Genomic DNA, 3,525 nt, shown 5'->3' on the forward strand with positions numbered 1-3,525 from the left:
CAATGCTGGTAAGCGTACCAAGAGATCCGTTTTGAATGCCTTTATCATAGTGGTTTTGCGTAAATAGAATCGCATCATTCAATCTGAGGTTTTGAAAGAATCTCTCGCCGTGCATTTCAAACTCAAGCCTTTTACCGCTTGGGTTAACAGCCTCTTGGGTCAGTTTATTAATTTCAGCAACGAGTGCCTTGGTCGGTGCCATGACGCGACTATTTTCAGGTGATTGCTGATACAACTCACAACAGGCTTGAGCAATGTCGCTCTTTGCCGTTTCGTGGAAGTGAATAGCCCCCGTACTTAGTTTTTCAGGCACGATACCTTGATTAATGAGCTTGGAGTATTCAGGAATACCCGTTGAGCCTTTCTGACGCTTAACGATATCTAGCATAGTATTAGCAATGGCTTTTGATAGAACGATATCAGCCAAAACCTTGCCGCAACCTATAGGTGGTAACTGGTCAGGGTCGCCAGTAAAGATAATACGAACCGATGGGTGAATATGGTTGACCAGGCGATACATGGTTGGCAAGTCAATCATACTGGCTTCATCTATCACCAGTAAATGCTTTGGCTGGTCTGAACTTGGCTCAATAGGCTCTCTACGTAATAACTTAGCGATAGTTGAGGTGATAAAGCCAATTGACTCATGCAAGCGCATAGCAGCTCGGCCACTCAGCGCGACCGCATGTATTTCAAATCCCATTTGATGGTAGGCTCGAAGTGCGGTTCTAAGGACTGTGGTTTTACCTGTGCCAGCTCCGCCCGTAATACAGCTCACGGCGTTATCCAAACACGTTGTCACTGCTTCAATCTGCTTCTTGGTTAGCTCGTATGGTAATTCACCAACCGAAGAGCAATATGCAGAATTTGCAACTTCGTCATAAAGGTTGTTTTGATTAGCTAGTGCTTTAAGTCGTTTGGCAACGACATTTTCCATCAACAACTGGGCGGTTGGATGATAAGAGCCAGTGTCGGGGTTTAGGATGTATTGCGCTTTGTTGTGACCTGCTTTAAACGCTTCCGTCACCAGTTCCTTATCTTTGAGTAATTTGGTTAGGTATGGGCGTAAACACGCTTGAGTTGTATAGGTGTGGCCTTTCTCAATCTCTTTTCGAATCGCGGTTTCAAGTGCGGCACTTAGTCTGCGGTGATCACAAACTGTGATCTTAAACTGGTCAAAATTAACCAGTTTATCGACATCCGTAAACGACATCCCAAACCCAATAAGGACATACGGATTTTGTTTAATAGCCTCAATGGACTCTTCTCCATGATACTTCAATAAGCGCTGCTGAATACTTGCTGGTATCTTGTGTTCGGTCATCCAGTTGCAGTAGGCCAGATTTTTATATTTGGCGTAACCTTCAAATAACGCATTGATAGAATCTTCACTCAGGACACTTCTGAGCCGTTCTCTTGATTCATGAGTGTCTTTTCTAACCGTTGGGTGAAAATCCTTTCCTAACAGTTCCCAGAGTGCTCTAGCTTTACTTTCACCGATACCTTTGAAATCACTTTCTCTGGCAATAAAGCGAATAAGCTGTTCACCCGTTTCTGGCAGGCTGCATTCGATGTGCTCTGGTGATTCATAGGTATGCTGCTGCATCACGTAATCACCCGTTTCCATTTCTTCTATTAAACGATGGCCTTTAACCGACCAGTGTTGGCCGAGGGCTGGTTGAACGGGGATGGCATCTGGATCAGCTTTGATGGTGACGTAATACTTGCCGCTATGGGTTTTGTGTGAGTTTTTTTTCAGTGGCACGCCACTGAATATCACCATTTTGGTAGAACTGTAAGGAATGCTCGTGACACGCATTTGGTCTTGATGGAGTGTAAATTTCATCGTGGCATGAACCCCATTTCTGACAAGGTTTCATTCAGTTCGCCAAACCGCTCTAGTTTACCTTCCAGCTCTTTAACTTTGGCTTTTAGCTCAATGTTTTCAGCTTCTAAGGTCGATACTCGTTTAGAGTCGAGCAGCTTGCGATTAGCCGTGTTGTCGTATTGCTTTGGTTTGTCGATATTGTTCCTTGCAGATTCGGTCAGTGGCGGGAGTATACCTTTATCACGCAGTTTGTCTTCTAATGCCTTGAGCGCTTTTCTAAGCGTAGGATTTTGGTTAAGGGCAGACTTACCGCAACCAACCCCTTTTGCTACTTCGATGCGGTTGAGCTTGCCTTTAAAGGCGATTTGCTTAAAGTCATCATCAGTTTGAGTGGCTTGCCATACTTCAAATGCTTCGAGGTTTTGCTGCGCTCTTTGCTGACCGTTCGCCATTAATCATCTACCTCACCTAACAACTTGCGTAGACCTGTCGCAAAGCCTCTAGGGAATATTTCTGTGTTGTATTCCATGTCTTTTACTTGGCCTGCTTGCGAGGTTTGCCAGTTATGTTTTTCCATACATTCGTCAGAGATAGCGTAGGCTAAGGCTTTCTTCTCAGATTCGGTCAAGATGCCAGATAGTGAAGGCAAGACTTCAACACTCGGCTTTGCGCTTGCATCAAACTGACGTACAGGACGCTTATCAATGGTAATATTCGCGTGCTGTTTTAGCAGATTAACCTCTTTGCGATAACGGTTGCGCTCGGCAATAATCTGACCAAACAAAGCCCGTACCGCAGGGTCTGGAATACGCTCAAGCAGCTTGTTATCCTGTGGAACAGACTTAGAGCGTGAGGTTGGCGATAACGGCTTTTTGGTGGTTGTTTTGCACTTTGCTGCCCATGCTTCAATCAAGGTGCGGTAGTGCTTGTTTTTGGTTGCTCGCAACGCTTCGTAACCTGGGCCACCCTCTGCTGCTGATACTCGCCCCATTTGTGCAATGGAGAAATCACGCTGCCCCGATTCTATATAGGCTTTCAGGATGTCGTTAAGCTTATCTAGGTTTTTTTGGGTTCTTGGCACTTTGTCGTCTTTTAAGTCAGCCAAGATGATATCAATATTAATGTCCATTAACCCTCCAATAGCGCAGGTTGGGTGAGATTTTCTAAGCGTAAGGCTTTATCCGACAGTGCATTCATGCCAGCGTTAAATAGCTTGTGATTAGACAGGTATTCACCCGCTTCGATGTAATTAGCCACTTTACGGTAGCCTTCCATTTTATCGTCAGGGTCGGCTATCTTTGCCATTTGGCGTAGCATGGCATTACCAGCGATTAGCTGCTGTTTTTCATCCATTTCCATAAAGATAGGCTCAAAGCCTTTCTTCATCAGAGCACGACTAAGTTGGCGGGAGCGCTTTTCAATAGCAGGCGTCTTACGCAATTCATCCTGCAAGTCAGGAAAGAATTCGGCATCGTCACATAGCAAGGAGAGGTGTAAGAGCTCTGAGTCGGTTTCGATAAACCTCAAGACATGGCTAATATCTTGTTCATTCCCTACTGCAATCAATTTATCTTTGGTGTCGTCATCGTTTCGGGCTTCCTCGACGCGAATGATTTTGCTGATTAGCTCGAAGCACGCTATCCAGTCTTTGGTGTATTCATCGGCCTCTACTTGTTGCTTTTCATAGCGGCGCTGTC

Annotated in this window: 3 protein-coding genes and 1 pseudogene; all 4 read right to left on the reverse strand. The window is 45.1% G+C overall.

The features are described from left to right. A partial coding sequence (locus LSG37_RS20875; RefSeq protein WP_233081942.1) for an AAA family ATPase occupies positions 1-1,846 on the reverse strand: 1,846 nt, incomplete at its 3' end. Then, a complete protein-coding gene (locus LSG37_RS20880) occupies positions 1,843-2,280 on the reverse strand; it encodes a VPA1267 family protein (RefSeq protein WP_233081943.1) in 438 nt (145 codons plus the stop codon). The genes LSG37_RS20875 and LSG37_RS20880, both read right to left, overlap by 4 nt. Then, entirely contained in the window at positions 2,280-2,957 is a 678-nt protein-coding gene (gmtX, locus tag LSG37_RS20885; protein WP_100160523.1) for a gamma-mobile-trio protein GmtX, read from the reverse strand. Before gmtX ends, LSG37_RS20880 begins: the two co-directional genes overlap by 1 nt. Beyond that, positions 2,957-3,525, reverse strand: a pseudogene (locus tag LSG37_RS20890) (gamma-mobile-trio integrase GmtZ); the annotation flags it as partial. The pseudogene LSG37_RS20890 and the gene gmtX, both read right to left, overlap by 1 nt.

Source organism: Rheinheimera soli (genome assembly GCF_021290985.1).
GTDB classification, from domain to species: Bacteria; Pseudomonadota; Gammaproteobacteria; order Enterobacterales; family Alteromonadaceae; genus Pararheinheimera; species Pararheinheimera soli.

What these genes read in the sequence shown, in the direction of transcription:
- LSG37_RS20880 (WP_233081943.1), bottom strand. Translation starts at nt 2,280, where the DNA reads ATGGCGAACGGTCAGCAAAGAGCGCAGCAAAACCTCGAAGCATTTGAA.
- gmtX (WP_100160523.1), bottom strand. Translation starts at nt 2,957, where the DNA reads ATGGACATTAATATTGATATCATCTTGGCTGACTTAAAAGACGACAAA.